The sequence below is a fragment of the Maricaulis alexandrii genome (assembly GCF_005871165.1).
In the GTDB taxonomy this organism is placed as follows: Bacteria; Pseudomonadota; Alphaproteobacteria; order Caulobacterales; family Maricaulaceae; genus Maricaulis; species Maricaulis alexandrii.
Window position 1 is genome coordinate 186569 of sequence record NZ_SWKP01000003.1, and the last position, 24840, is coordinate 211408.

Genomic DNA, 24840 nt, shown 5'->3' on the forward strand with positions numbered 1-24840 from the left:
CTGGTCTGAACGGCGCTTCAATGCAGCGTCGTGTTCAGATCATCCTTCTTGATCCGCCCGTCTGCCACCTTTCCGAAATCCACCGGTTCCGGCTGGAAACCGAGATAGAGGAGGAAGGTCACGACCGGGATGGAGACAAGGATGAAGGGGATGAGGATGGCCCAGAGGCCGGCAATGCCGAGCCCGACCGCGGCCACCAGCTTCACCAGGATCAGGCCCAGCGTGAAGGGAATGAGGAAATTGGTCTGCCAGCGGTGATAGGCGCCGCAGCGCTCGCAGGAGAAAACCTTCTCCCGGTCGATCGGCCAATGGAGTTCCGGCGGCAATTCCGTCTCGCAGGACGGGCAGTGCTTGTGAACACGCATGCGCAATGCTCCCTTACACGCAGGGGTTGGGTGGCCTCAGTTTGCCCGATCCAGCGCCTGGAGCAAGTCGGCCAGCAAATCCTCCGGCGTTTCCAGGCCCACCGACAGGCGCACCAGGTCGGATGGGCAGGGGCTGTCCGCCCCCTCGATCGGCTTGCGATGCTCGATCAGGCTCTCCACCCCGCCCAGTGACGTGGCCTGGAAGAATAGCTTTGTGGAGGCGGCGAGTTTGCGGGCGGCGTCATAGCCATCCTTGAGCTGGATTGAGAGCGTGCCGCCAAACCCGCCGGTCATCTGCTTTGCCGCGATGGCATGGCCGGGATGACTCTCCAGGCCGGGATAATGGACAGCGGAGAGTTTGGGATGATCCTTCAGAGCCTTGGCGAGGAAGAGCGCGCTGGCGCTCTGGCGTTCAAAGCGCACGAAGAGCGTGCGCAGGCCGCGCAAGAGGAGCCAGGTATCAAACGGGCCGGGCACGCCGCCCGTCTGGCTGTGCAGGGTGGCGATAGTGTCCCAATTCTCGTCTGCCTTGGCGGTCACCAGCGCCCCGGCCAGCACGTCGGAATGACCGTTGAGATATTTGGTCGCCGAATGCATGACGAGATCCGCGCCCAGCTGGATCGGCTGGGTGGTGCAGGGCGGCGCGCAGGTACTGTCCACGGCCAGACGCGCGCCCACGGCGTGGGCGATATCGGCGGCCTTGGCAATGTCGACAATGGCCCAGGACGGATTGGCCGGGGTCTCGATCCAGATCAGGTCCGTATCCGGCCGGCAGGCGGCTGTCAGCGCATCGAGATCACCCGGCGGCACCAGGTTGAGCGTGATCCGGTTGAGCCGCTGGGCCCGCTGGAAAAGAAGGCGCGCGCCGTAATACATCTCGGTCTGGGCAATCACATGCCCGCCCGTCGGAACGCTTTCCAGCGCCGCCGCAATCGCCGCCATGCCCGAGGGAAAGAGCCGCGCATCCGCCCCGCCATCCAGCATGGCCAGCACTTCGGCCGCCTGCATCTCCGTCGGCCCTTCCGGCCGCCGGTAATCGGTCGGCCCGACCAGCTCATTCTCCGCCCCGCGCAGATAGGTGGTGGAGGGATGGATCGGCGGGATGACCGCGCCGGTCTGCGTGTCGGGCGCGTGCATCGCCTGGACGGTTTTCGTTTCGCGGGAAGTGGGTGTGTCGGGTGTTTGGCTCATGGGGAATGGATGCCGGAAGTCGGGCGTGGGGTCAAAGGGGGTGGCTAACCCACAACATTTGTCATCCCGGCCCCCCGCTTTCGCGGGCGCAGGCTTCTAGCCTGCGAAAGCAGGCTGGAGAGCCGGGACCCATAAACACAGAATTAGCCCGAAAGCAGACGCGAGACTTCAGCGCAATTTTGCTCCAAACCGAGATTATGGGTCCCGGACTTGCGCCCCGCCTGCGCGGGGCATCCATCCGGGATGACAAGTGTGGGAGTTTTTCCGACACTACTCTCGTCATCCCACGGTGCCCGCAGGGCATCCGGGGGACCTCAGCTCACCTGTTGGCGGGTTGGGTGAGGTCCCCCGGCCAAGCCGGGGGATGACGGTGGTGTCGATGGTCGTGACGCAGGCTGAATGGGCGCAGTTTGGGGCGTGATCCGCTCGACGGTGCTCATCAAGGGCGCCAGTACCTTCCTTGTCATCCCTGACGGATGGCCTGCGAAAGCTGGCCGTAGATCAGGGACCCATCAGGGCGCGCCTCCCTTGTGCAGACATGGGTCCCGGATCTGCGCCCGGCTCAGGGCCGGGCCTTCGTCCGGGATGACAAGGAAAGCGGGTTGCAGGGATTGAGCCGTTCAATAATGCCCGCACCGGATGGGCTTGGCGATGGAATAGCCCCAGAACATGGCGATGAAGCCCGCCAGAAGGACACCGCTACCAACTTTGATGGCCAGTTGGATCAGGTCTGGCCGGAAATCGATGGTTTGGCTCAAGGCTATCCCGAAAAGTCCGAAGCACCAGGCGAAGGCTAGCGGAATGACGACGAAAAGAGCCGGCCAGAACGCCGCCCGAACCCGCAAGCCGCACTCCGGACATTTGACCGGGTCGAATGTGCCTGTGACGCTGGGCCGCCGGAAGCTGGGGAAACCGCCATATTTCTCTTCCTGCTCACGATATTCGCCTTCCAGGGCAGCGAGTGCCTTGTCCGGATTGATATCATATCCGCAGTCGGGACAGATAAAGCGACCCCATTTCATCGACTGCCTTACCCCAACAGCCGCGCCGCCCGCGGCGCAAAGTACGTAATGATCCCGGACGCCCCGGCACGTTTGAACGCCAGCAGGCTTTCCATCATGACGCGGTCGCCGTCGATCCAGCCGTTGGCGGCGGCGGCTTCGATCATGGCGTATTCGCCGGAGACCTGGAAGGCGTAGACCGGGACGGGGAAGGTGTCGGAGAGGGCGCGGACGATGTCGAGATAGGGCAGGCCGGGCTTGACCATGACCATGTCGGCGCCCTCGGCGATGTCGAGCTCCACCTCGCGCAGGCATTCATCCCGGTTGGACGGATCCATCTGATAGGTCTGCTTGTCGCCTTTGAGTGCTGCCGCCGAGCCGATCGCCTCGCGATAGGGGCCGTAGAAGCCGGAGGCGTATTTGGCGGCGTAGGAGAGGATCATCGTGTTGGTGAAACCTTCCGACTCGAGCGCCTCGCGGATGGCGCCGATGCGGCCATCCATCATGTCGGAGGGGGCGACCACATCACAGCCGGCCTTCGCCTGGACCAGGGCCTGTTCGATCAGCCGGTCGACCGTGGCGTCATTGTCGATGACATCGCCATCGAGAATGCCGTCATGGCCGTGCGTGGTGAACGGGTCGAGCGCGACATCGCAGATCACGCCGACATTGGGGGCGGCGTCCTTGATGGTCTTGATGGCTTGCGGCACCAGACCGTCCGGATTGAGGGCCTCGGACCCGTCATCATCCTTCCTGGTCGGATCGATATGCGGGAAGATCGCCATGGCCGGAATGCCCAGCTCCTGGGCTTCCTTGGCGGCTTTCGCCAGGGCGGACAGGGAGAGGCGTTCCACCCCCGGCATGGCGGCCACCGGCTCGACCGGATCGGCGGTGTCCGAGACCACGACGGACCAGATGAGGTCATTCACCGTCAGCGTGTTCTCGCGCACGAGGCGGCGGGACCAGTCAGCCTGGCGGGTGCGGCGAAGTCGGGTATTGGGATACATGGGTCGGGTCCGTCCTGGCATGTCCGGTCAGTGGTCTGTGGTCGACAGGGATAGCGAGACCGGCGCGCCCTGTCACGGCGCAGTGGGTGCGCACAGTGTCGCGGGCCTCAGTGATCGAAGATGATGCCGGCCAGGCCGATGATCATGGCCAGCAGGCCGATCACGAGCGCAATGCCCAACGGGCTCAGTCCGACTAAGGTGCCCAGCACCACCAGACCGGCAAAGCCGCCCGCCAGGCCGAGGATCCAGATCCAGTGCCGGTCCTGGGAGAAGAGTTGGGCGTTGCAGTGCGGGCAGCGGCGTGAGCCTGGCAGCCAGCGCGAGGTCACCGGGGCAAAGGGAATGCGCGCGATTTCCCGCCGGGCCGTGTGCAGGCTGACCGGCAATCCGCAGGACGGGCAGGGCTTGGTCTGCGCGGATTTGGACGACATGGCGGGCTTCCTCGAAAATCCCGGTGCACGGGCGGGAAAGGCAGGCGTCTGGCTTGGCCCCCACCGGGATGAGACACATATCAAACTTGCCGCGGACGGAAAGCCGCGTTACGCCTCCGGCGCAAATGGCCGGAAGCAATATTTGTCTTCCAATGGCGTGATCAGCAACAGGAGTGCTGCGGTGGATTTCGCTCTTACAGAAGATCAGACCCTTATTCGCGACATGGCGAGAAAATTCGCCGATGACCGCCTGAAGCCGAATGCGGCGAAATGGGATGAAGAGAAGCATTTCCCGGTCGAGGCGATGCGCGAAGCCGCCGAGCTGGGATTCGCGGGCATTTACACGCGTGAGGATGTCGGCGGATCGAATCTGACCCGTCTGGATGCGGCTCTGATCTTTGAAGAACTGTCCCGCGGCTGCGTCGCCACGGCGGCCTTCCTGTCGATCCACAATATGTGCGCCTGGATGATCGACAGCTGGGGGTCCGAGGAGCAGCGCCAACGCTTCCTGCCGCCCATGATGACGATGGACAAGATCGCCTCCTACTGCCTGACCGAGCCGGGTTCCGGGTCCGATGCGGTCTCGATGCGCACCCGCGCCGTGCGCGATGGCGATGAGTATGTGCTCAATGGGTCGAAAGCCTTCATCTCGGGCGCCGGCACGTCGGATTATTATGTCGTCATGTGCAAGACCGGTGAGGATGGCCCGAAAGGCGTCTCCACCATCCTGGTCGAGAAGGACACGCCCGGCCTCTCCTTCGGCGCCAATGAGAAGAAGATGGGCTGGAATGCCCAGCCGACGCGCGTTGTGACCTTCGAGGATTGTCGCGTGCCGGTGGCCAACCGGATCGGCGAGGAAGGCCAGGGCTTCTCCTTCGCCATGCAGGGCCTCAATGGCGGCCGCATCAATATCGCCGCCTGCTCGCTGGGCGGGGCTGGCGAAGCGCTGGACCAGGCGATGGGCTATACCGGCGAACGCAAGCAGTTCGGCCGTCCGATCGGCGAATTCCAGGTCACCGAGTTCAAACTGGCCGACATGGCCACCGAGCTCGATGCCTCGCGCCTGATGGTCTATCGCGCTGCCGCCATGCTGGATGCCAAGGATCCGTCCGCGCCGCGCTATTGCGCCATGGCCAAGCGTTTCGCCACGGATACGTGTTTCGATGTGGCCAACCAGGCCCTGCAGCTGCATGGCGGCTATGGCTATCTCAAGGATTACCCGATGGAGCGCATCGTCCGTGATCTGCGCGTGCACCAGATCCTGGAAGGCACGAACGAGATCATGCGCGTGATCATCGCCAAGGACATGAAGTGCAGCTGGCCGAGCAATAGCTAGGGGATTGCGCGGGGGTATGATATCCTGACCAGAAAGCTGGTCAGGATTGTGCCATGATCGAAATCGGTGTTCTGGAAGCCAAGACACGGCTCTCCGCCTTGCTCGAGATGATCGAGAAGGGTGAGGGGCCGATTGCCATCACGCGCTATGGCAAGCGCGTGGCGGTGCTCTCGAAGGATGTCGCTTATGCTGAGCCTGCGCCCCTGTCGGGGGCGGAGCTGGCCAACAAGCTGCGTGCGTTTCGGGAGAAGCAGGCTGCGGCGCCGGAGCTGGATGGGCTCAGCTGGGACGAGCTCAAGGACGAGATGCGCAAGTGAGGTCGCTGGTCGTTGATGCGTCAGCGGCGATTGCCTGGCTCGTTGATTCCCAATCCAGCGCGCGCTCGACGGATTTCGCTGAGACACTCCCGACCTACCGGCTTATCGCTCCGGATGTGTTCGCTTGGGAGATGGCGAACCTGCTGCGCCGTTTCGCGGTGGCGAAGGTGCTCGACCTCGAGGAAGGATCGGCGATGTTGTCCGCGTTGAACATCACCCATTCCTCAGCCCGTCCTGCGCGCCAGGTGTATGAACTGGCGCCTCTTGCCCGGGATGTCGGGCTCAGTCTCTATGATGCCGCCTATCTCGCCCTCGCGGTTGAAGCGGATGCCGAACTGGTGTCCAGGGACACCGCCCTGTTGACCGCAGCCCGCGCACACGCCATCCCCTGTCACGACCTCAATTGAGTGGAAGCGTCATGACCGAAGAACCCGAAGTCATCACCCGCAAGACCGGCCAGGTGGGCCGGATCACGCTGAACCGTCCCAAGGCGCTCAATGCGCTGACCCATGGCATGTGCCTGACCATGATCGAGGCGCTGGAAGCCTGGCGCGAGGATGATGCGGTCCAGGCCGTCGTCGTCGACGGGGCCGGGGAGAAGGGCTTCTGTGCCGGCGGCGATATCCTGAAACTGCACAATTCGGGCAAGGCGGGCGATGACCAGGCCTGGCTGTTCTGGCGCGATGAATACCGGCTCAACACGCTGATCTACCATTATCCCAAACCCTATGTGGCGCTGATTGACGGCATCACGATGGGTGGCGGTGTCGGCGTCTCCGTGCACGGCTCCCACCGGGTGGCCGGTGACCGGACGATGTTTGCGATGCCGGAGACCGGGATCGGCTTCCATCCGGATGTGGGCGGGGCCTTCTTCCTGCCGCGCCTGGCCGGCGAGATCGGCACCTGGATGGGGCTGACCGGCGCGCGCCTGAAGGCCGCTGACAGTGTCGCGGCCGGGCTGGCGACGCATTATTGCCCGTCCTCGCAATATGACGAACTCGTCGCCGCGCTGGAAAGTGCCGACCTGTCGGACGAGGACGCGCTGGAAGTCCTGCTGGAGGAATTCTCCGGCGATCCGGGCGATAGCGAGCTGGGCCTGACCCGCGGCCTGATCGATGCGGCCTTTGCCGGTGACAGTTTCGAGGAGATTGCCAGCCGGATCGCGGCGGCCGGTGACAGCTGGTCGGCGAAACAGGCCAAGGTGATGGCGTCCAAGTCTCCCACCGCGCTGAAACTGACCCTGGCCTGTCTGCGCCGGGGCGGCGATCTCGCCTTTGAGGATGTGATGCGCCAGGATCTGCGGGTGTCGAGCTGGTGCCTGAAAGGCGTCGACTTCTATGAGGGTGTGCGCGCCGTCATCATCGACAAGGACCATGCGCCGAAATGGTCGCCGGCGGCGATCGGCGAGGTGGATGATGCGTGGATCGAGACGGCCTTCGATACGCTCGATGACGACCACGAAATGACATTTCTCGGCGAATAAGACCGAGCTTCAAAAAGACAATTCACGGGGAGTATTTCCATGGCGACGATCGCATTCATTGGCCTGGGCAATATGGGGTCCGGCATGGCGACCAATCTGGTCAAGGCCGGCCATTCGGTGCGGGCCTTCGATCTGAGCGAGGCGGCCGTGGCCAAGCTGGTGGGTGAGGGCGCTGTGGCGGCCTCGTCCGCGGCCGATGCCGTGTCCGGCGCCGAGGCCGTCGTGACCATGTTGCCCGCGGGCAAGCATGTCCGCGCCGTTTATGAAGGCGAGATTTTCGGGGCTGCGGCGGCGGGCACGCTGTTCATGGATTGCTCCACCATTGATGTGGACAGTGCGCGCCATGTGGGCGGGCTGGCCAAGGAGAAGGGTTTCCGTTTCGTCGATGCGCCGGTCTCCGGCGGTGTCGCGGCCGCCACGGCGGGCACGCTGACCTTCATGGTCGGCGGCTCCGAAGAGGATTTCGCGGTCGCCGAGCCTTTCCTGCAGGCCATGGGCAAGGCGGTGATCCGTGGCGGCGATCTGGGGGCCGGTCAGGCCGTGAAGATCTGCAACAACATGCTGCTCGCCATCACCATGATCGGCACGTGCGAAGCCTTTACCCTGGCCGAGAAGCTGGGCCTGGATCCGCAGAATTTCTTCGACATCGCCTCCAAGGCGTCCGGCCAATCCTGGTCGATGACCAGCTATTGTCCGGTGCCGGGACCGGTGCCGACAACGCCGGCGAACAATGACTACAATCCGGGCTTTGCTACGGCGATGATGCTGAAGGATCTCAAGCTGGCGCAGGATGCAGCCCAAGCCGCCGGCGCCACGACGCCAATGGGCGCGCAGGCCGAAGCGCTCTACGCGATGTTCGACAATCTGGGCGGTGGCGCCAAGGACTTTTCGGGCATTATCAAACTGCTCGATGGCAGCTGGCAGGGCCGTTAAGGGGTTTTTTGTCCTTTTCCCGTACCGTCCATCCAAAGATCACTAAAGATCGGGTGGAGTGTTGACATGGCTATGGCAGAAAACATGGCGCCGGACATGGCGCCGGACACGCAATATCTGGAGCTTCTTCAGCTCGTCGAACGGCTGCACCGTCAGCTGCTGGACGTGGTGAAGGACGAGCTGGACCGGGAAGGCCTGGACGATTTGAACTCGGTGCAGGCCCTGCTCCTGTTCAATATTGGCGACCAGGAACTGACGGCCGGCGAGCTGCGGACGCGCGGTCACTATCTCGGCTCCAACGTCTCCTACAATCTCAAGAAACTCGTGGATGCAGGCTATATCCGGCATGAGCGCTCCGCTGTGGACCGCCGCTCGGTGCGGGTCAGCCTGACGGAAAGCGGCAGCGCGGTGCGGGCCCAGCTGAACAAGCTGTTCGACCGCCAGGCGGCCTCCTTGCAGGCGGTGGGCGGTGTCGATACCGACCAGCTGCCGGCGATGAATACGGCCCTGGCGCGTATCGAGCGCTTCTGGGCGGACCATATCCGCTTCCGCATGTAAGTTTTCCCACCCCGGTCAGACAGAGGGCGTGAGCGATCCGGTGTCGCTCGCGCCCTTTTTACATCCGGGAACCCGCATATATACTGGGGGCATAGAGGCTATCTGTTGAAGGCATTGTGAGATTTCATGCAGGTGCGGCGGTCTGTCCGGTCGCATCCTTCAAAAGATGCCGTTAAACAGTCGAGTCAGAGATTGAAATTTGGCAGACGTCTGACGAAAGGCCCCGCCGATGAACTACCAGAGCGCTTTCGAAGATGCTGTCCGCCGCGTGAAGGCTGAAGGCCGCTACCGTGTGTTTGCCGACCTGCTGCGTCGCAAGGGCAGTTTCCCGGTGGCCCGCTGGCGTTCGCCGGGCGGCGATGTTCGCGATGTGACGGTCTGGTGTTCCAATGACTATCTCGGCATGGGCCAGGTGCCCTGTGTCGTGGAATCGATGAAGCAGGCCATTGATGATGTCGGCTCCGGCGCCGGCGGCACGCGCAATATTTCCGGCACCACGCATTATCATGTCGAGCTGGAGCGCTCGCTCGCCGACCTGCACCGCAAGGATGGCGCACTGCTCTTCACCTCCGGCTATATCGCCAATGAGGCGACGCTCTCCACCCTGTCGAAAATCCTGCCGGGCCTGATCATTTTCTCCGACGAGCTGAACCACGCCTCGATGATCGAGGGCGTGAAGGGTGCGCGCTGCGAGAAGCGGATCTGGCGCCATAATGATGTCGAGCATCTGGAAGAATTGCTGGCGGCGGCTCCGGCCGATGCGCCCAAGGTGATCGCCTTTGAGTCGGTCTATTCCATGGATGGCGATATCGGCCCGATCGAGGAGGTCTGCGACCTGGCCGACAAGTATGGCGCGCTGACTTATCTGGACGAAGTTCATGCGGTCGGCCTCTACGGCCTGCGGGGCGCCGGCATTGCCGAGCGCGACGGGGTCATGCACCGCGTCGATATCATCGAGGGCACGCTGGGCAAGGCGTTCGGCGTGATGGGCGGCTATATCGCGGCCGACGGCGCGATCTGTGACGCCATCCGCTCCATGGCGCCGGGCTTCATCTTCACCACGGCCCTGCCGCCGGCCCTGGCCGCCGGTTCGCGCGCCAGCGTGGAATACCTGAAATCCGCGCATCACCTGCGGGAACAGCACCAGGAGCGCGCCGCCACCCTGAAATCCCGGCTCAACGCGGCCGGTTTCCCGGTCCTGGAAAGCTCGGTGACGCATATCGTGCCGGTGCATGTCGGTGACCCGGTCCTGTGCAAGCGCATCTCGGACCTGCTGCTCGACGAGCACGGCATCTATGTCCAGCCGATCAATTATCCCACCGTGCCGCGCGGCACGGAACGCCTGCGCCTGACACCGACCCCGCTGCACACGGACGCCATGTTCGATGCGCTGATCGAGTCGCTGGAAGCGGTGTGGACCAAGGCGTGCGAGCAGACCGGGGTGGCACGGGCCTGATTCTGGGGCATCATCCGGAACCTCTAGTCCGGAGCGCCCATGAGCGGTGATATCTATATCGAGATTGTCGGGATCGGCCAGGCCCTGCGCGTGGCCGCTGTGGATGCCGATACCGCCGAGGAAGTCGTCTTCCAGGTTCCCAAGAATACACCCCGGGCCGAGGTGGAGTATCTGGCGCGCGCCAAGCTCAACTGGAAACTCAAGCGGAATGCAGACAAGAAAAAACGGCCGGACACAAAACGGCCGGGCACTGGGCCCGGCCGTGGAATTACGGTCTGAATGAAGCGGAAGGCCTAGCCCTTCTTGCCGCGGCCCAAGCCAATATCCTTGGCAAACTGCGAGCGCTTGCGGGAATAGGCGGGGGCGACCATCGGGTAGTCCGAGGGCAGATTCCATTTCCGGCGGTAATCGTCCGGCGACATGTTGTATTGCGAGCGCAGGTAACGCTTCAGCATTTTCAGCTTCTTGCCGTCTTCCAGGCAGACGATGTAGTCGTCGCTCACGGATTTGGACACGGCGACCGCCGGCTTGGTCTTCGGTTCGGCCTTAACGGTCGATTCGGAGACTTCCTTCATCGTCGTGTGAACCGACTTGATCAGCTCGGGAACATTGTCCGCCGGCATTGAGTTGTGGGACAGGTAGGACGCGACCACGTCGGTGGTCATGCGCAGAAGTTCTTCTTTATCGATTTCGGGGAGCATGTCGTCAGACATTGTCTTACCTTCCAAGCGTCTGTTTTCGATTGGCCAGTCGCGCTGACCAGATTCAGTGTGACCTTGATGGTGAGTATTATGCTGCGTTGTGAAGATCAACCGCAATAAACGAAATTTGATTATACGCTGAAGCGTTGATGCATCTTGTATCAAATAATTCCAAATCAAGATGTCTCGCGGGACATTGCGTGCCATAGCGGGCAAACATGGCTTGTCTCAGCCCCCCACGGGCCGTATCACACGTGGCAAAACCCCTTAAGGAGTCGTCATGCCGGACAATCAGGTCGAAAGCGGAAGCGCCGCCGCATTCTTCACCCGCTCCATCGTTGAATCCGACAAGGATGTGGCCCAGGCCATCCATGCCGAGATCCAGCGCCAGCAGCAGCAGATCGAGCTGATTGCCTCGGAGAATATTGTCTCCCGTGCCGTCCTGGAGGCCCAGGGCTCGCCGCTGACGAACAAATATGCCGAGGGCTATCCGGGCCGCCGCTATTATGGCGGTTGCGAGCACGTCGACGTGGTCGAGACCCTGGCCATCGAGCGCGCCAAGGCGCTGTTCGGCGCGGCCTATGCCAATGTCCAGCCGTCCTCGGGCAGCCAGGCGAACCAGGGCGTCTTCCTCGCCCTGCTCAAGCCGGGCGACAAGATTCTCGGCATGTCGCTGGATGCCGGCGGTCACCTGACCCATGGTGCCCGGCCCAACATGTCCGGCAAATGGTTCGAGGCCCATGCCTATGGCGTGCGCGAAGAAGATGCCCGGATCGATTATGATGCCGTGCGCAAACAGGCCCAAGACGTCCAGCCGCAGCTGATCATCGCGGGCGGGTCCGCCTATCCGCGCGAAATCGACTTTGCCGAATTCCGCAAGATCGCGGATGAGGTCGGCGCCTATTTCATGGTCGACATGGCGCACTTTGCCGGCCTTGTGGCGGGTGGTGTCTATCCCAACCCGCTGCCGCATGCCCATGTCTGCACCACGACCACGCACAAGACGCTGCGCGGACCGCGGGGCGGCATGATCCTGTCCAACGACCTGGATCTGGGCAAGAAGTTCAACTCGGCCATCTTCCCGGGCCTGCAGGGCGGACCGCTCATGCATGTCATCGCCGGCAAGGCCGTCGCCTTTGGCGAAGCCCTGCAGCCGGAGTTCGCCGACTATGCCCGCCAGGTCGTCGCCAATTGCGCCGCCATGTCGACGGCGGTGATCGAGGGGGGCTATGCCATCGTCTCCGGCGGTACGGACAGCCATCTCGCGCTGATCGACCTGCGCCCGAAAGGCCTCAAGGGCAATGCCGCCGAAGAAGCGCTGGAACGGGCCTACATCACCTGCAACAAGAATGGCGTGCCGTTTGATCCGGAGAAGCCGACCGTGACCTCCGGCCTGCGGGTCGGCTCACCGGCCGGCACCACGCGCGGATTCGGCGAGGCCGAATTCACCCAGATCGGCCAGATGATGGTGCGGGTCCTGGATGCATTGGTGGACAGCCCGGAAGGCAATGCCGAAGTGGAGGCCGAAGTCCGCGAGGAAGTGAAAGCCCTGACGGCACGCTTCCCCATTTACCCGGAACTGGCCTAAACTTCCCTCATGCGTTGTCCTTTTTGCGGTCACCCCGACACCCAAGTGAAGGATTCCCGTCCGGCTGAGGACGGGAATGCCATCCGTCGCCGGCGGCAATGTCCGTCCTGCGCCGCCCGTTTCACGACGTTCGAGCGCGTGCAATTGCGCGAGCTGACCGTGATGAAGAAATCCGGCCGTCGCGTCCCGTTCGACCGTGAGAAGCTGACCCGCTCCATCCAGCTGGCCATGCAGAAGCGCAATATCGAGCCGGACCGGATCGACCAGATGATCTCCGGCATTGTGCGCCGCCTGGAATCCACCGGCGAAACGGATGTCACCTCCGATCGCGTCGGTGAACTGGTGATGGAAGGCCTGAAGAATCTCGATGCCGTGGCCTATGTCCGCTACGCCTCGGTCTACAAGGACTTCCACAAGGTCGAGGACTTCCGCGAATTCATCACGGATGAGCACCTGGCCAATGCTGCGCGCCTCGCGGCGAAAGACGACGACGAATGACCGGCGCGGCGCGTCCGCGTGTCACCCTGAAATTGGCCACCTCGCTGGACGGGCGCATTGCGCTCGCCAACGGGGTCTCGCAATGGATCACGGGGCCGGAAAGCCGGGCCGAGGTCCACAAGATGCGGGCCGCCCACCAGGCCATCCTGACCGGGATCGGAACGGTGTTGGCCGATGATCCCCGGATGACGGCCCGGCCCGAGGGCGGCTGCGACCGCCAGCCCGACATCATCATCATGGACAGCCAGGACCGCACGCCCTCCGGCGCCGCCGTCTTTGCGGAAACCGCCCGTACGGTGACCCTGGTGCCGCATCGCGACCTGGCCCGGGCCATGGCGGAGTATGAGAGCGTGATGATCGAGGCCGGCGCCCAGATTGCCGCCTCGGCGCTGGCGGCGGACCTGGTCGACCGGATCGAATGGTTCCGCGCGCCCAAGCTGCTTGGCGGTGACGGATTGCCCGTGATTGCAGCGCTCGGCCTTGAGACACTGGATGCGGCGCCCATGTTCAGGCGCACCGGCGTGCGCGAACGCGGCGCCGATCTGCAGGAAAGCTACGAACGGATCCGCTGATGTTTACCGGAATTGTCACAGCCCTGGGCCGGATCCGGTCCATTTCGGGCGAGGCGGTCCGCCGCTTCGAGATCGAAGGCCCCTGGGCGCCCGACACGATCGACATGGGCGCCTCCATCGCCCATGCCGGTGCCTGCCTCACCGTGGTCGAAAAGGGCGAAACGGATGAGGGCGGCTGGTTTGCGGTCGAGGTCTCGCCGGAAACCCTGAAACTGACGACCTTGGGCGATTGGGCGGTCGGCGACCGGGTCAATCTGGAGCGGGCGCTGAAAATCGGTGACGAGCTGGGCGGGCATCTGGTGACCGGTCATGTCGACGGCGTTGGCACCGTCCTGGACCGGCGCGAAGAGGGCGAGTGGATCGTCTTCACCGTCGAGCCGCCGGAAAACCTCAATCAATTCATTGCCAAGAAGGGCTCGATCACGGTCGATGGCGTATCCCTGACCGTCAATGAGGTGACCCGATCGAGCTTTGATCTGATGATTATTCCCCACACGGCCGAGGTCACGACGCTGGGCACGCTGCAAAAAGGTGCACGCGTCAATCTTGAGGTCGACACCATGGCGCGCTACGCCGCCCGCCTGAACGAGTTTTCGGAGACGCGCGCGTGAGCGATATCCCCCTTTCTCCCATCGAGGACGTCATCGAGGATGCCCGCAATGGCCGGATGTTCATCCTGGTCGATGCGGAAGACCGCGAGAATGAAGGCGATCTGGTCATCCCGGCGAAATTCGCCACCCCGGATGCGGTCAATTTCATGGCCAAGCATGGCCGCGGCCTGATCTGCCTGGCGATGAGCCAGGAACGGATCGAGCATCTGGGCCTCAAACTGATGTCGACGGAGAACCGTTCGCGTCACCAGACGGCCTTCACCACCTCAATCGAGGCGCGTGAGGGCGTGACGACCGGGATCTCCGCGCACGACCGCGCCCGGACGATCGAAGTGGCCACCGACCCGTCCAAGGGCGCCGAGGACATCGCCACGCCGGGCCATGTCTTCCCGCTGGTTGCCCGTGATGGCGGCGTGCTGGTCCGCGCCGGACACACCGAAGCCTCCGTCGACGTGGCGCGCCTGGCCGGGGCTGGCGATGCTGGCGTGATCTGCGAGATCATGAATGAAGACGGCACCATGGCCCGCCTGCCGGACCTGGTCGGTTTTGCCCAGCTGCATGGTCTCAAGATTGGCACGATTGCCGATCTGATCGCCTATCGCCGCCGCAATGACCGCTTCATCGAGCGCCGGCTGGAGAGCGAGTTCACCAGCCAGTACGGCGGCCCGCTGAAACTGGCCGTCTTCCGCAACCGGCTGGACGGGGCGGAACATGTCGCCCTGATCAAGGGCACGCCCTCGGCGGAGGCGCCGACCATTGTGCGCATGCACAAGGTCTCCTTCGTGGATGATGTCCTGCACGAGGCCGGTCCGCGCGGCGAGCTGGTCGAGGCCGGCATCCGGGCCATCTCCCAGGCCGACGGGCCGGCGGTGATGGTCTTCATCCGCGAGACTTCCCATACCGCGATCATCGAACGCTTGGGAGCCCAGTCTCCGGTGCCGGACGGTGAGCGCGAAGCGCGGCGTCTGCGTGAATACGGCGTCGGGGCCCAGATCCTGCTCGATCTCGGTGTGAAGGAGATGATCCTTCTGACGACGAAACCGCAGACCATTGTCGGCCTGGAAGGCTATGGTCTGAGCGTGCGCGAAGAGCGCCATTTCCCGGAGGAAAGCGCATGAGCGCGCCCAAGCTTCTCATCATTGCCGGAACCTTCTATCGCGACATTGCCGATGCCCTGATCCAGGGCGCGCAGGAGGCTGTGGCGGCCGCCGGTGCGCAGGCCGACCTGGTCGAGGTTCCCGGGGCGCTGGAAATCCCGGGCGCCATCGTGCAGGCGGAAATCGCCGATGCGGGTTATGATGGCTATGTGGCCCTGGGTTGCGTCATCCGCGGCGAGACCACGCATTACGACTATGTCTGCGGCGAGAGTGCCCGCGGGCTGATGGAGCTGAACCTCAATGGTGTGATTGCCGGCAATGGTATTCTCACCGTGGAGAACCGTGACCAGGCGATGGTACGCGCCGTCGACAAGAAGAAGGGGGCGGATGCCACGAATGCCGCCCTGTCGCTGATCGCCTTGCGCGACAAGTTTGGAGCCGCCTGATGAGTGCGAGCGAAAACGCCAGGGAAAACCCGTCCGAAGCCCGCGCCCGTCTGCGCCGGGCCGCCCGCCTGTCTGCCGTGCAGGCGCTCTACCAGATGGATATCGCCGGCCGGGGCGCCGCGTCGGTGATCCGCGAATTTCGCGACCACCGTTTCGGCGCCGAGCATGAGGGCGATGAATTCGTCGAGGCGGATGAGGACTTCTTCGAAAGCCTCGTCGCCGGTGTGGTCGACAAACAGGCCAAGGTCGATCCGATGATCGACAGCCTGCTGGCCGATGGCTGGCGCATGGAGCGCCTGGACGCCACGGTGCGCGCCATCCTGCGGGTTGCCGGCTATGAACTCTTCCAGCGCAAGGATGTGCCGGCCCGCGTCGTGATCGACGAATATATCGAGGTCGCCAACGCCTTCTTCGAGGGCTCCGAGCCGAAATTCGTCAATGCGGCGCTGGATCGCTGCGCCCGCCAGGCCCGGCCCGACGAGTTCTGATCGATGAGCGGGCGGGGCGAGTTCGATTTCATCCGGACACGCCTGGTGCCGCTCACCCGCCAGCATGCGGGCGCGCGGGGTCTGGCCGATGACGCCGCCGTGCTCGGGTGTCCGCCGGACCAGGAGCTGGTCCTGGCCTGCGACACGCTGGTGGAACAGGTCCATTTTCTCACTGATGACACGCCGCAGACCGTGGCCGCGCGAGCCTTGGGCAGCAATCTGTCCGATCTCGCCGCCATGGGTGCCGAGCCTGTCGGCTATCTCATGGCGCTGTCCTGGCCGGAACGGTGCACGCCGGCCTGGCAGGACGCTTTCACTGCGGCGCTGGGTGATGAGCAGAGCCGCCATGGGCTGGTCCTTCTGGGCGGCGACACGACGCGGACACCGGGTCCGCTCACAATCTCGATGACGCTGATTGGCTGCGTGCCACGCGGGCAGGCCCTGTCGCGTTCCGGTGCCCAGCCGGGCGAGGATGTCTGGGTGTCCGGTACGATCGGTGATGCCGGTCTGGGTCTGGCCTGGGAGCAGGGCGATGCGAGCGTGCCCGCCGCCTGCGCGGCGCGCTACACCCGGCCCGAGGCGCGTCTGGGTCTGGGGCAGGGCTTGCGGGGCCTGGCCACGGCCTTGCTGGATGTGTCCGACGGCCTGGTGGCCGATGCCGGGCATGTCGCGCAGGCCAGCGGGGTCGGGCTTGAGCTCGACCTGGCCGCTCTGCCGCTTTCCCCGGCCGTGGAAACCTGGTTGGGCGGGGAGGATGAGCGTGCGCTGACCCGTCTCGCCACGAGCGGGGATGATTACGAGCTGCTCTTTACCGCACCGCCTGGCATTTCCGACCGGATTCTCGCCCTGTCGAATGTGTGCGGGGTGCGCCTGACGCGGATCGGCCGGGTCGTGGACGGGCAGGGGGTGATCTGTCGCGATGGCGACGGGCAGGTCCTGTCTGTCGGAACGGCCGGGTTTACGCATTTTTGAGGCTGATCTGCGAGGGTGCGGGCAGGAGACGTTCCCATGACGCGCATTTGGCTTGCCCTTTTCATGTCACTCACGCTGAGCACCTCGGCTTTTGCCCTGGGCGGCGGTGGCGGTGAACCGCCGGCCAGCAGCGGGTCCGGTTCCGGATCGGGCAACCGGTTCGCGCTCTTTTTCAATCGCGGTGATTCCGATGAGGAAGCGCCGGCGGAGGAAGAGGAAGAAGACGATCCGCGCGCCTTCAACATGCCGGCCCTGGTCGTGCCGCTGTCCGCGCATGGCCGCCTGACGGGCTTTGCCTACGTCAATGTCCGCGTTCGTGCGGCGGACGGGCAGAATGTCTGGAACATGCAGGAAAACCTGCATTTCGCGCTCGATGCCCTGGTGCGGGCCGGATATCGCGACCCGCTGTCCAATGCTGACGGGTCCGACCTGGATCCGGACCATGCCCGCGAGGTCTGGCGTGAGGTCCTGCAGGAGATCTACGGGCCCGGCTCGATCGACAGGATCGAGATTCGCGCCTCCGATACCCGGCTCCTGAGCAACTAGATTTCTCCAGAAAACCAACCAAACCCCTGAATCGGCAGGCTTAATACAGTCTGTTGCGCCCCAGCTATGTCTTGGGCATAGTCTTCATATAACGATAAGAAAAATGCGGGGGGCATGCAGAGGTCGGCGTGGTTCTCACGCGTATGCTTCCTCCTTTCCTTCTCAGACTAAAAATAGAAGTGAAGAAACGGGGCTGGAAGCCATGAACATAATTTTGTTGGCCATTGCCGCAGCCGTACTCGCCATCATCTACGGAGTCGTCCAGACACAAAGATTGATGAGCGCGAGTGCCGGCAGCGAGAAGATGCAGGAAATTGCATCGGCCATTCAGGAAGGCGCGAACGCATATCTCAAGCGCCAGTACACAACGATTGGTATCGTGGGCGTTGTCGTCTGCATCCTCATCGCCATTTTCCTCAGCTGGGAAGTCGCGTTGGGCTTTGCGGTCGGCGCCATTTTGTCGGGAGCGGCCGGTTTCATCGGCATGCTCGTCTCGGTCCGGGCCAATGTCCGCACCACCCAGGCATCCTCCACCAGCCTGGCCGCGGGACTGAGCATTGCCTTCCGCTCGGGGGCTGTCACCGGGATGCTGGTGGCCGGGCTCGCCCTGCTGGGCGTGGCGGGCTACTACCTGATCCTCACCGGAGGCATGGGCCATGCCAGCGGGGACCGGGTCGTGATCGACTCGCTCGTCGCGCTGGGCTTCGGGGCCTCGCTGATCTCCATCTTCGCCCGTCTGGGCGGCGGCATTTTCACCAAGGGTGCGGATGTCGGCGGGGACATGGTCGGCAAGATCGAAGCCGGCATTCCCGAGGATGACCCGCGCAATGCCGCCACGATCGCGGACAATGTGGGCGACAATGTCGGCGATTGTGCCGGCATGGCGGCCGACCTGTTCGAGACCTATGCGGTGACCGTGGTGGCCACGATGGTTCTGGCCTCGATCTTCTTTGCCGGAGACATGGGCCCGGCCCTGATGGCCTATCCGCTGGCCATTGGCGCGGTCTGCATCGTGACCTCGATCATCGGCACCTTCTTCGTCTCCCTGGGCAAGTCCACCAATGTGATGGGCGCGCTCTACAAGGGGTTGATCGCGGCCGGTGTGCTCTCGGTCGGCGGTGTCTGGCTGGTCACGCAATACGCGCTGCCCAACGGGATGGGCGAGATCGGCCTGGTCGGTGACCGCATGATCACCGGGCAGAACCTCTTCCTGTCGGGCCTGGTCGGCCTGGCGGTGACGGCAGCCATCATCTGGGTGACGGAATACTATACCGGCACGGCCTACCGGCCGGTGAAATCCGTCGCGAAAGCCTCCGAGTCGGGCCATGGCACGAATGTGATCCAGGGCCTGGCCGTGTCGCTGGAAGCCACGGCCCTGCCGGCGCTGATCATCATCATCGGCATCGTGGTCACCTATAACCTGGCCGGCCTGTTCGGCATTGCCATTGCCGTGACGACCATGCTGGCCCTGGCCGGGATGATCGTGGCGCTCGATGCCTTCGGTCCGGTGACGGACAATGCCGGCGGCATCGCCGAAATGGCGGGGCTGGACGACAAGGTTCGCGAGACCACGGACACGCTGGACGCGGTGGGCAATACCACCAAGGCGGTCACCAAGGGCTATGCGATCGGCTCGGCCGGTCTGGGTGCCCTGGTCCTGTTCGCGGCCTATACGACGGATGTCGAGCACTTGCTGGGCCTCGAGCCGGACTTCTCCCTGGAGAACCCGTACGTGATCGTCGGCCTGCTGTTCGGCGGCCTGCTGCCCTATCTGTTCGGCGGCATGTCGATGATGGCGGTGGGACGCGCAGCGACCTCGGTCGTGGCCGAGGTGCGCCGTCAGTTCAAGGAAATCCCGGGCATCATGGAGTTCAAGGCAAAGCCGGATTACGGCCGCGCCGTGGACATCCTCACCCGCTCGGCAATCCGCGAAATGATCGTGCCCTCCCTGCTGCCGGTCCTGTCGCCGATCATCCTGTATTTCGTCATTCTCGGCATTGCCGATCAGAGCCAGGCCTTGGCCGCCGTCGGCGCCATGCTGCTCGGTGTGATCGTCAACGGCCTCTTCGTCGCCGTTTCCATGACGGTGGGCGGGGGCGCCTGGGACAATGCCAAGAAATACATCGAGGACGGAAATCATGGCGGCAAGGGATCCGAGGCCCACAAGGCGTCGGTGACCGGTGACACCGTCGGTGATCCCTACAAGGACACCGCCGGCCCGGCCGTGAACCCGATGATCAAGATCACGAATATCGTGGCCTTGCTCCTCCTGGCCTTCCTGGCCAAGGGCGTCACGGGCGGCTAGCGCCTGCCACACACGCAAAGGAAAAGCCCCGGTCGGTCAGGACCGGGGCTTTTTTCTTGGCTCGCTCTGGAGCGAAAAGACCTACTGATCCCGACGCGGACCGCCGGCGCCGCCGGGCAGGTTCTGTTCGCCACCGAATTGTTCGGTGGGCAGGCGGCCGACATTGCCGAGGATCTGTTCGATGAAGGTCAGCTCACGGCCGCGGGTCGGGGTTTCCCGGCCGGCATAGGCGACGAGGCGGCCATCATCCAGCGAGTATTCGGCGACCTGTTCCACCACGCCGGTATCGTCAAAGCTGACGGCGATGATGCGGCGGTCGCGCGTCACCGGGCGCAGATAGGCCAGGCTCTCGCGCGTGGAGGAGATGTAGTACCAGGTATTGTCCTCGAACGTGCCCGTGGTGGACGGATTGCCCAAGCGGGCGCGCACGGTGTCGATCGTGTCCTCGTCCGGCGTGATGTTCGGCTCTTCCTGGATGGCATAGCGGTAACCGTGCGAGCGCAGGACCGGATTGCAGGCCGAGGCTCCAAGAGCACAGGCCAGCACCAGGAGGGAGACACTGAGGCGACGCTTCATGTAAACCGAACTCCTTGCCGAACCGGCGACATGCCGGATTGGAACGGCGGCCAGATCGTCAACAGACCTGTCGCCCTGTCTTGACCTAACCAAGGCGCACCTTAGCTTCAAGCACCGATTGTTGGGAGCCCATAATCACATGTTCCGCGGACTGTTTTCGCCCAAGCCCGAAAAGCGTACGGCTCAGGCCCTTCACCGCAAGCTGGTCGAGGCGGCGCGTCAGCCTGCCCTGTATGGCGATGAGGGCGTGCCCGACACAATCGAAGGCCGGTCCGAACTCGTCGTTCTGCACACCGCCCTGATCGTGCTGGTGCTGCAAAAGTCCGAGGATCCGCAGGCGCGCGCGGTCAGCCAGGCCCTGTTCGACACCATGTTCGATGATTTCGATGCGGCGATGCGGGAGCTGGGCGTTGGGGATTCGGCCGTCGGGAAGAAGATTCGCTTCATGGCGGAAGGATTTTACGGCCGGGCCAAGGCCTTGGAGGAGGCACTCGAAGCAGATGATGACAGTCGCGCCCTGATCGAGGTTCTGGCCCGCAATACCCTGTCCGAGGAGACCCCGGATTCCCGGGCGGAACGCCTTTCCCTATACGTCAATGCAGCCTACGACTCGCTGCAATCACAGGGCGCTGCGGCCCTGATTGCCGGTGAGGCCCCGGACTTTCCGCAAGCCTGACCGCAAGCCGGACACGGTCTTGCCGCCTTGCATCTGACCAAGCATGGTCTAAGTTCCGCGAGCGTTTTTTGGCGCCGTCTGCCATTGTCAGGGACAGATATTCGCAGCTCATGACAGCCATCCCTACGATCTCCGTTGACGCCATGGGGGGCGATCTCGGTCCCCAGGCTGTTGTCGAGGGTATTGCCAATACTCTCAAGCGCTGGCCCGATCGCAAGGCCCGCTTCCTTCTGCACGGTGATGAAGCCCTGTTGCAGCCGCTTCTGGATGCCAATCCGAAAGTGGCCGCGATCTGCGAGCTCCGTCACACCGACACGCTGGTCCAGATGACCGACAAGCCCTCCGACGCGGTGCGCCGGGCGCGGGGCTCGTCCATGTGGAATGCCATCCAGTGCGTGAAGTCCGGTGAGGCCGGCGCGATCGTCTCGTCCGGCAATACCGGCGCGCTGATGGCGATTTCCAAGGTCATCCTTCGCATGAAGAAGGGCGTGCATCGTCCGGCCATCTCTGCCAATTGGCCGACCCCGAAAGGGCATACGGTCGTGCTCGATGTCGGGGCGAATGTACAATGCGGCGCCACCCAGCTCGTCGAATTCGCCATTCTGGGCGAGGCCTATCACCGCGCCGTCTTCGGGGGTGACAATCCGAGTGTCGGACTGCTCAATGTCGGGCAGGAAGAGCTCAAGGGGAATGACACGGTGCGCGAGGCCGACCAGCTGATCCGCGCCTCCGGTCTCGACATGGCCTATCAGGGCTTCATCGAGGGCAATGACATTTCCACCGGCGATATCGATGTCGTCGTGACCGATGGGTTCACGGGCAATATCGCGCTCAAGACGGCCGAGGGGACGGCCCGTCTGGTGGCCGGCTGGGTGCGCGATGCGCTGACCTCGTCCTGGACCGCCAAGATCGCGGCCGGCCTTCTCTCCCTGGGCGCGCTGGACCGGCTGCGCCAGCGGATGGACCCGCGCTACATCAATGGCGGCGTCCTGCTGGGCCTCAAGGGTATTGTCGTGAAAAGCCATGGCGGCGCTGATGGTGAGGGTTTCGCCTCGGCCCTCGGGCTGGCCTATGTCATGGCGCAGAGCGATTTCATGTCCGAGATCCGCAAGAATCTCGACAAGTTTGCTGAGTCAGAAGAACAGGGTGTGGCAGCCGCCTCATGACCGAATTCACGGCCCGTATCGCGGGGATCGGGTCCTATCTGCCCGAACGCATTCTCACCAACGAAGAAATGTCCTCCATGGTGGATACCAGCGATAGCTGGATCCGGGAGCGGACGGGGATTCGCCAGCGCCATATCGCGCCGGAGGGCGTGACAACGGCCGATCTGGCCGAGCAGGCTGCGCGCCGGGCACTCGATCACGCCGGACTGACCGGTGAGGATGTCGACCTGATCGTGGTGGCGACCACGACGCCGGATTTCACCTTCCCCTCGGTCGGCACGATGCTGCAGGCCCGTCTGGGCGCGACCAAGGGTGCGGCCTTTGATGTCCAGGCCGTGTGCACGGGCTTTGTCTATGCCCTGTCCGTTGCGGACAACATGATCGCGCGCGGTCAGGCCAAGACAGCATTGGTGGTCGGGGCCGAGACCATGTCGCGCATCCTGGACTGGACCGACCGCACGACCTGCGTCCTGTTCGGTGACGGGGCCGGCGCCATGGTCCTGACCGGCGAAGAGGCCGGTGAGGGCGAACAGCCGGGCATTCTGGGCACCTATCTGCGCTCGGATGGCCGTTTCAAGGATCTGCTCCATGTCGATGGCGGACCGTCCTCGACCGGTACGGTGGGGCAGCTGCGCATGATCGGGAACCAGGTCTTCCGTCACGCCGTTACCAATATTGCGGAATCCATGACCACGATTGCCGGCCGGGCCGGGATCGGGATTGCGGATATCGACTGGTTCGTCCCGCACCAGGCCAATCAACGGATTCTGGAAGGTGTGGCGCGCAAATTGTCGATCCCGACCGAGAAAGTGATCTCGACCGTTGCCGATCACGGCAATACGTCGGCGGCCTCGGTTCCGCTGGCCTTTGACCGGGCGGTTCAGGATGGCCGCATCAAGCGGGGCGACCTCGTTTTGATGGAGGCCTTGGGCGGTGGATTCACCTGGGGAGCGGCGCTGGCACGCTATTGAAGCGTGTGTATTGCGTTGTTTTTTACGATAAGCGCCATTTTCCAATGTCTTGGCGTTGACGTTCTGACCAAGAGAGGCGTAGCCTGTTTACGTCTATGCGGGGATTGCCATGTCGGATAAAACCTTAACGCGAGCAGATCTGGCCGAAGCGGTCTATCAGGAGGTCGGACTTTCTCGGCAGGAATCTGCCGACCTGGTCCAGTCGGTCCTGACCATGGTGTCGGATACGCTGGCCAACGGTGAAAACGTCAAACTGTCATCTTTCGGGTCCTTCCTTCTCCGGGACAAGCGTGGCCGTGTCGGCCGCAATCCGAAGACCGGGGTGGAAGTTCCCATTGAGGAACGCCGCGTCCTGGTGTTCAAACCGTCGCAAGTGCTCAAGGAGCGCGTCGATTCATCCCTCTCCAAGGACTAGGCCGCAAACGGCCCGGGCCTGACACCCACGGGATGATGCTGGCGCGGTGAGATCATGTCGGTCAGCAAGAAATCACCGGAAGCCTTCCGGACCATCTCCGAAGCCGCCGATGAAATCGGCGTACCGGCGCATGTCCTGCGCTTCTGGGAAAGCAAATTCCCCCAGATCAGCCCGCTCAAACGGGCCGGCGGACGACGCTTCTACCGTCCCCAGGACCTGCAATTGCTGCGTGGCGTGAAGCGCCTCCTCTATGAGGACGGGTTCACGATCAAGGGCGCGCGTAAATTCATCAAGGACAATGGCATCGCCTCGGTCATGGAAATGGGTGAGGGCGGTGGCGGCGTGGTCGCGGCCGAACCCGGCCCGCAGGCCGTGGATGCCGCCGATATTGAACGCCCGGAACCGCGCCCCCAGGCGCATCGTCCGGCCGAGGCGCCGCAGCGCCAATTGCAGGACATCCTGGATGATCTGGAAGGCGCCCGCGCCAAGCTGAAAGCGGCGATCGAGCCGCAAAACTGAGCCCGCCTGTCACGGGCCGGTGCCATCACCGCATTTTGCGCTGACAGGCTGGTTGCCGAGCCGCAAAGCGCACCCTATAACCGGCCTCCCCATCGGACGGGCCCGCCTGTCCAACAAAGAGTGTCGGAGCGTGGCGCAGCCCGGTTAGCGCACCGGTCTGGGGGACCGGGGGTCGCGAGTTCGAATCTCGCCGCTCCGACCATTTTTCTTCCGAATTTGTGATCAATCCGCCACCGGCGGTTCCCACAATTCCACCGGATTGCCTTCCGGGTCGTGGATGCGGGCGAATTTTCCGATACCGGCCTCTTCCATCTCATGGCTGACTTCGATGCCTGCCGCGCGCAATTGGGCGGTGAGGGCGGTCAGGTCGTCGACGCGAAAATTGAGCATGAAACCCTTGTCGGCGGGGAAATAGTCCGTATCGGCCTTGAAGGGCGCGAAAACGGTGACGCCCTCCGTGCCGGTCCAGGGTTTCATCTCCATATTGGTCGGGGCCGGATTGATGCCCAGATGGGTGTCATACCAGGTTGCCAGCGCCGCCGGATCCTTGGCGCGAAAGAAGACGCCGCCCATTCCCACTGCCTTGGCCATTGTGCGCTCCTTCGCTGTGCCCGT

Annotated in this window: 31 protein-coding genes and 1 tRNA gene; 24 read left to right on the forward strand and 8 right to left on the reverse strand. The window is 63.6% G+C overall.

Going from position 1 to position 24840, the window contains the following annotated elements; all coding sequences use genetic code 11:
* Positions 1-17: 17 nt before the first annotated feature.
* The 5 genes from FCS99_RS01035 to FCS99_RS01055 form a co-directional block, all read right to left on the reverse strand.
* Positions 18-365, reverse strand: coding sequence for a hypothetical protein (locus tag FCS99_RS01035; protein ID WP_138509653.1), 348 nt, complete (start codon positions 363-365; stop codon positions 18-20).
* Between the two features lie 36 nt (positions 366-401).
* On the reverse strand, positions 402-1556 hold the full coding sequence (locus FCS99_RS01040; protein WP_138509655.1) for a trans-sulfuration enzyme family protein: 1155 nt from the start codon (positions 1554-1556) through the stop codon (positions 402-404).
* Positions 1557-2176: 620 nt separating this feature from the next.
* Positions 2177-2578 carry a hypothetical protein gene (locus FCS99_RS01045; protein ID WP_138509657.1) on the reverse strand — a complete coding sequence of 134 codons (402 nt, stop codon included), beginning with the start codon at positions 2576-2578 and terminating at the stop codon, positions 2177-2179.
* Between the two features lie 8 nt (positions 2579-2586).
* A complete protein-coding gene (gene hemB / locus FCS99_RS01050) occupies positions 2587-3564 on the reverse strand; it encodes a porphobilinogen synthase (RefSeq protein ID WP_171036193.1) in 978 nt (325 codons plus the stop codon).
* A gap of 107 nt (positions 3565-3671) precedes the next feature.
* Entirely contained in the window at positions 3672-3995 is a 324-nt protein-coding gene (locus tag FCS99_RS01055) for a hypothetical protein (RefSeq protein WP_138509661.1), read from the reverse strand.
* A 181-nt stretch (positions 3996-4176) separates the two neighbouring features.
* Here FCS99_RS01055 and FCS99_RS01060 point away from each other — a divergent pair, with 181 nt between their 5' ends.
* The 8 genes from FCS99_RS01060 to FCS99_RS01095 all read left to right on the forward strand — a co-directional run bounded on the left by FCS99_RS01060 (position 4177) and on the right by FCS99_RS01095 (position 10357).
* Entirely contained in the window at positions 4177-5331 is a 1155-nt protein-coding gene (locus FCS99_RS01060) for an isobutyryl-CoA dehydrogenase (protein WP_138509663.1), read from the forward strand.
* A gap of 53 nt (positions 5332-5384) precedes the next feature.
* Positions 5385-5648 carry a type II toxin-antitoxin system Phd/YefM family antitoxin gene (locus FCS99_RS01065; protein WP_138509665.1) on the forward strand — a complete coding sequence of 88 codons (264 nt, stop codon included), beginning with the start codon at positions 5385-5387 and terminating at the stop codon, positions 5646-5648.
* Entirely contained in the window at positions 5645-6055 is a 411-nt protein-coding gene (locus tag FCS99_RS01070) for a type II toxin-antitoxin system VapC family toxin (protein WP_171036194.1), read from the forward strand. Before FCS99_RS01065 ends, FCS99_RS01070 begins: the two co-directional genes overlap by 4 nt.
* 11 nt (positions 6056-6066) lie before the next feature.
* Complete coding sequence (locus tag FCS99_RS01075) at positions 6067-7131, forward strand: enoyl-CoA hydratase/isomerase family protein (RefSeq protein WP_138509669.1); 1065 nt, start codon at positions 6067-6069, stop codon at positions 7129-7131.
* Between the two features lie 39 nt (positions 7132-7170).
* A complete protein-coding gene (gene mmsB / locus FCS99_RS01080; RefSeq protein ID WP_138509671.1) occupies positions 7171-8064 on the forward strand; it encodes a 3-hydroxyisobutyrate dehydrogenase in 894 nt (297 codons plus the stop codon).
* 66 nt (positions 8065-8130) lie between these two features.
* Positions 8131-8622, forward strand: coding sequence for a transcriptional regulator LdtR (ldtR, locus tag FCS99_RS01085; RefSeq protein ID WP_138509673.1), 492 nt, complete (start codon positions 8131-8133; stop codon positions 8620-8622).
* A 229-nt stretch (positions 8623-8851) separates the two neighbouring features.
* Positions 8852-10078 carry a 5-aminolevulinate synthase gene (hemA, locus tag FCS99_RS01090; RefSeq protein WP_138509675.1) on the forward strand — a complete coding sequence of 409 codons (1227 nt, stop codon included), beginning with the start codon at positions 8852-8854 and terminating at the stop codon, positions 10076-10078.
* Positions 10079-10117: 39 nt separating this feature from the next.
* Positions 10118-10357 (forward strand): DUF6898 family protein, encoded by a 240-nt coding sequence (locus FCS99_RS01095; protein ID WP_138509677.1) that lies wholly within the window; start codon positions 10118-10120, stop codon positions 10355-10357.
* Between the two features lie 14 nt (positions 10358-10371).
* Here FCS99_RS01095 and FCS99_RS01100 read toward each other — a convergent pair whose 3' ends face one another.
* Positions 10372-10791, reverse strand: coding sequence for a MucR family transcriptional regulator (locus FCS99_RS01100; protein WP_138509679.1), 420 nt, complete (start codon positions 10789-10791; stop codon positions 10372-10374).
* A gap of 268 nt (positions 10792-11059) precedes the next feature.
* Here FCS99_RS01100 and glyA point away from each other — a divergent pair, with 268 nt between their 5' ends.
* From glyA to FCS99_RS01150, 10 genes are all read left to right on the forward strand, one after another.
* The gene (gene glyA, locus FCS99_RS01105) at positions 11060-12367 is read left to right on the forward strand and encodes a serine hydroxymethyltransferase (protein WP_138509681.1); all 1308 of its coding nucleotides are present in this window, start codon (positions 11060-11062) and stop codon (positions 12365-12367) included.
* A gap of 9 nt (positions 12368-12376) precedes the next feature.
* Positions 12377-12865: a transcriptional regulator NrdR gene (gene nrdR, locus FCS99_RS01110; protein ID WP_138509683.1), complete on the forward strand. Its 489-nt coding sequence runs from the start codon at positions 12377-12379 to the stop codon at positions 12863-12865.
* The gene (locus tag FCS99_RS01115; protein ID WP_138509685.1) at positions 12862-13437 is read left to right on the forward strand and encodes a RibD family protein; all 576 of its coding nucleotides are present in this window, start codon (positions 12862-12864) and stop codon (positions 13435-13437) included. Before nrdR ends, FCS99_RS01115 begins: the two co-directional genes overlap by 4 nt.
* Positions 13437-14048 carry a riboflavin synthase gene (locus FCS99_RS01120; protein WP_138509687.1) on the forward strand — a complete coding sequence of 204 codons (612 nt, stop codon included), beginning with the start codon at positions 13437-13439 and terminating at the stop codon, positions 14046-14048. The genes FCS99_RS01115 and FCS99_RS01120 overlap by 1 nt, the downstream gene beginning before the upstream one ends.
* The gene (gene ribB, locus FCS99_RS01125; protein ID WP_138509689.1) at positions 14045-15166 is read left to right on the forward strand and encodes a 3,4-dihydroxy-2-butanone-4-phosphate synthase; all 1122 of its coding nucleotides are present in this window, start codon (positions 14045-14047) and stop codon (positions 15164-15166) included. The genes FCS99_RS01120 and ribB overlap by 4 nt, the downstream gene beginning before the upstream one ends.
* The gene (ribH, locus tag FCS99_RS01130; protein ID WP_138509691.1) at positions 15163-15591 is read left to right on the forward strand and encodes a 6,7-dimethyl-8-ribityllumazine synthase; all 429 of its coding nucleotides are present in this window, start codon (positions 15163-15165) and stop codon (positions 15589-15591) included. The genes ribB and ribH overlap by 4 nt, the downstream gene beginning before the upstream one ends.
* Entirely contained in the window at positions 15591-16079 is a 489-nt protein-coding gene (gene nusB, locus FCS99_RS01135) for a transcription antitermination factor NusB (protein ID WP_138509693.1), read from the forward strand. The genes ribH and nusB overlap by 1 nt, the downstream gene beginning before the upstream one ends.
* Before the next feature lie 3 nt (positions 16080-16082).
* Positions 16083-17051, forward strand: coding sequence for a thiamine-phosphate kinase (gene thiL, locus FCS99_RS01140; RefSeq protein ID WP_138509695.1), 969 nt, complete (start codon positions 16083-16085; stop codon positions 17049-17051).
* Positions 17052-17087: 36 nt separating this feature from the next.
* Positions 17088-17597, forward strand: coding sequence for a hypothetical protein (locus FCS99_RS01145; RefSeq protein WP_138509697.1), 510 nt, complete (start codon positions 17088-17090; stop codon positions 17595-17597).
* 202 nt (positions 17598-17799) lie between these two features.
* A complete protein-coding gene (locus FCS99_RS01150; RefSeq protein ID WP_138509699.1) occupies positions 17800-19902 on the forward strand; it encodes a sodium-translocating pyrophosphatase in 2103 nt (700 codons plus the stop codon).
* Positions 19903-19983: 81 nt separating this feature from the next.
* Here FCS99_RS01150 and FCS99_RS01155 read toward each other — a convergent pair whose 3' ends face one another.
* Complete coding sequence (locus tag FCS99_RS01155; protein WP_138509701.1) at positions 19984-20478, reverse strand: outer membrane protein assembly factor BamE; 495 nt, start codon at positions 20476-20478, stop codon at positions 19984-19986.
* A 139-nt stretch (positions 20479-20617) separates the two neighbouring features.
* On the opposite strand from FCS99_RS01155, the gene FCS99_RS01160 reads away from it, so the two are divergent.
* From FCS99_RS01160 to FCS99_RS01185, 6 genes are all read left to right on the forward strand, one after another.
* Positions 20618-21154, forward strand: coding sequence for a ubiquinol-cytochrome C chaperone family protein (locus tag FCS99_RS01160; protein WP_138509703.1), 537 nt, complete (start codon positions 20618-20620; stop codon positions 21152-21154).
* 110 nt (positions 21155-21264) lie between these two features.
* Positions 21265-22320: a phosphate acyltransferase PlsX gene (gene plsX, locus FCS99_RS01165; protein WP_138509705.1), complete on the forward strand. Its 1056-nt coding sequence runs from the start codon at positions 21265-21267 to the stop codon at positions 22318-22320.
* Positions 22317-23291 (forward strand): beta-ketoacyl-ACP synthase III, encoded by a 975-nt coding sequence (locus FCS99_RS01170; RefSeq protein ID WP_138509707.1) that lies wholly within the window; start codon positions 22317-22319, stop codon positions 23289-23291. The genes plsX and FCS99_RS01170 overlap by 4 nt, the downstream gene beginning before the upstream one ends.
* A gap of 109 nt (positions 23292-23400) precedes the next feature.
* Complete coding sequence (locus FCS99_RS01175; protein ID WP_138509709.1) at positions 23401-23706, forward strand: integration host factor subunit alpha; 306 nt, start codon at positions 23401-23403, stop codon at positions 23704-23706.
* 54 nt (positions 23707-23760) lie between these two features.
* On the forward strand, positions 23761-24225 hold the full coding sequence (locus FCS99_RS01180) for a MerR family transcriptional regulator (RefSeq protein WP_138509711.1): 465 nt from the start codon (positions 23761-23763) through the stop codon (positions 24223-24225).
* A gap of 124 nt (positions 24226-24349) precedes the next feature.
* Positions 24350-24427: transfer RNA gene (locus FCS99_RS01185), tRNA-Pro, on the forward strand.
* 20 nt (positions 24428-24447) lie between these two features.
* Here the strand turns inward: FCS99_RS01185 and FCS99_RS01190 are convergent.
* Entirely contained in the window at positions 24448-24816 is a 369-nt protein-coding gene (locus tag FCS99_RS01190) for a VOC family protein (RefSeq protein ID WP_138509713.1), read from the reverse strand.
* Positions 24817-24840: the final 24 nt, after the last annotated feature.

What these genes read in the sequence shown, in the direction of transcription:
- FCS99_RS01035 (WP_138509653.1), bottom strand. Translation starts at nt 365, where the DNA reads ATGCGTGTTCACAAGCACTGCCCGTCCTGCGAGACGGAATTGCCGCCG.
- FCS99_RS01040 (WP_138509655.1), bottom strand. Translation starts at nt 1,556, where the DNA reads ATGAGCCAAACACCCGACACACCCACTTCCCGCGAAACGAAAACCGTC.
- FCS99_RS01045 (WP_138509657.1), bottom strand. Translation starts at nt 2,578, where the DNA reads ATGAAATGGGGTCGCTTTATCTGTCCCGACTGCGGATATGATATCAAT.
- hemB (WP_171036193.1), bottom strand. Translation starts at nt 3,564, where the DNA reads ATGTATCCCAATACCCGACTTCGCCGCACCCGCCAGGCTGACTGGTCC.
- FCS99_RS01055 (WP_138509661.1), bottom strand. Translation starts at nt 3,995, where the DNA reads ATGTCGTCCAAATCCGCGCAGACCAAGCCCTGCCCGTCCTGCGGATTG.
- FCS99_RS01065 (WP_138509665.1), top strand. Translation starts at nt 5,385, where the DNA reads ATGATCGAAATCGGTGTTCTGGAAGCCAAGACACGGCTCTCCGCCTTG.
- FCS99_RS01075 (WP_138509669.1), top strand. Translation starts at nt 6,067, where the DNA reads ATGACCGAAGAACCCGAAGTCATCACCCGCAAGACCGGCCAGGTGGGC.
- mmsB (WP_138509671.1), top strand. Translation starts at nt 7,171, where the DNA reads ATGGCGACGATCGCATTCATTGGCCTGGGCAATATGGGGTCCGGCATG.
- ldtR (WP_138509673.1), top strand. Translation starts at nt 8,131, where the DNA reads ATGGCTATGGCAGAAAACATGGCGCCGGACATGGCGCCGGACACGCAA.
- hemA (WP_138509675.1), top strand. Translation starts at nt 8,852, where the DNA reads ATGAACTACCAGAGCGCTTTCGAAGATGCTGTCCGCCGCGTGAAGGCT.
- FCS99_RS01095 (WP_138509677.1), top strand. Translation starts at nt 10,118, where the DNA reads ATGAGCGGTGATATCTATATCGAGATTGTCGGGATCGGCCAGGCCCTG.
- FCS99_RS01100 (WP_138509679.1), bottom strand. Translation starts at nt 10,791, where the DNA reads ATGTCTGACGACATGCTCCCCGAAATCGATAAAGAAGAACTTCTGCGC.
- glyA (WP_138509681.1), top strand. Translation starts at nt 11,060, where the DNA reads ATGCCGGACAATCAGGTCGAAAGCGGAAGCGCCGCCGCATTCTTCACC.
- nrdR (WP_138509683.1), top strand. Translation starts at nt 12,377, where the DNA reads ATGCGTTGTCCTTTTTGCGGTCACCCCGACACCCAAGTGAAGGATTCC.
- FCS99_RS01115 (WP_138509685.1), top strand. Translation starts at nt 12,862, where the DNA reads ATGACCGGCGCGGCGCGTCCGCGTGTCACCCTGAAATTGGCCACCTCG.
- FCS99_RS01120 (WP_138509687.1), top strand. Translation starts at nt 13,437, where the DNA reads ATGTTTACCGGAATTGTCACAGCCCTGGGCCGGATCCGGTCCATTTCG.
- ribH (WP_138509691.1), top strand. Translation starts at nt 15,163, where the DNA reads ATGAGCGCGCCCAAGCTTCTCATCATTGCCGGAACCTTCTATCGCGAC.
- nusB (WP_138509693.1), top strand. Translation starts at nt 15,591, where the DNA reads ATGAGTGCGAGCGAAAACGCCAGGGAAAACCCGTCCGAAGCCCGCGCC.
- thiL (WP_138509695.1), top strand. Translation starts at nt 16,083, where the DNA reads ATGAGCGGGCGGGGCGAGTTCGATTTCATCCGGACACGCCTGGTGCCG.
- FCS99_RS01145 (WP_138509697.1), top strand. Translation starts at nt 17,088, where the DNA reads ATGACGCGCATTTGGCTTGCCCTTTTCATGTCACTCACGCTGAGCACC.
- FCS99_RS01150 (WP_138509699.1), top strand. Translation starts at nt 17,800, where the DNA reads ATGAACATAATTTTGTTGGCCATTGCCGCAGCCGTACTCGCCATCATC.
- FCS99_RS01155 (WP_138509701.1), bottom strand. Translation starts at nt 20,478, where the DNA reads ATGAAGCGTCGCCTCAGTGTCTCCCTCCTGGTGCTGGCCTGTGCTCTT.
- FCS99_RS01160 (WP_138509703.1), top strand. Translation starts at nt 20,618, where the DNA reads ATGTTCCGCGGACTGTTTTCGCCCAAGCCCGAAAAGCGTACGGCTCAG.
- plsX (WP_138509705.1), top strand. Translation starts at nt 21,265, where the DNA reads ATGACAGCCATCCCTACGATCTCCGTTGACGCCATGGGGGGCGATCTC.
- FCS99_RS01170 (WP_138509707.1), top strand. Translation starts at nt 22,317, where the DNA reads ATGACCGAATTCACGGCCCGTATCGCGGGGATCGGGTCCTATCTGCCC.
- FCS99_RS01175 (WP_138509709.1), top strand. Translation starts at nt 23,401, where the DNA reads ATGTCGGATAAAACCTTAACGCGAGCAGATCTGGCCGAAGCGGTCTAT.
- FCS99_RS01180 (WP_138509711.1), top strand. Translation starts at nt 23,761, where the DNA reads ATGTCGGTCAGCAAGAAATCACCGGAAGCCTTCCGGACCATCTCCGAA.
- FCS99_RS01190 (WP_138509713.1), bottom strand. Translation starts at nt 24,816, where the DNA reads ATGGCCAAGGCAGTGGGAATGGGCGGCGTCTTCTTTCGCGCCAAGGAT.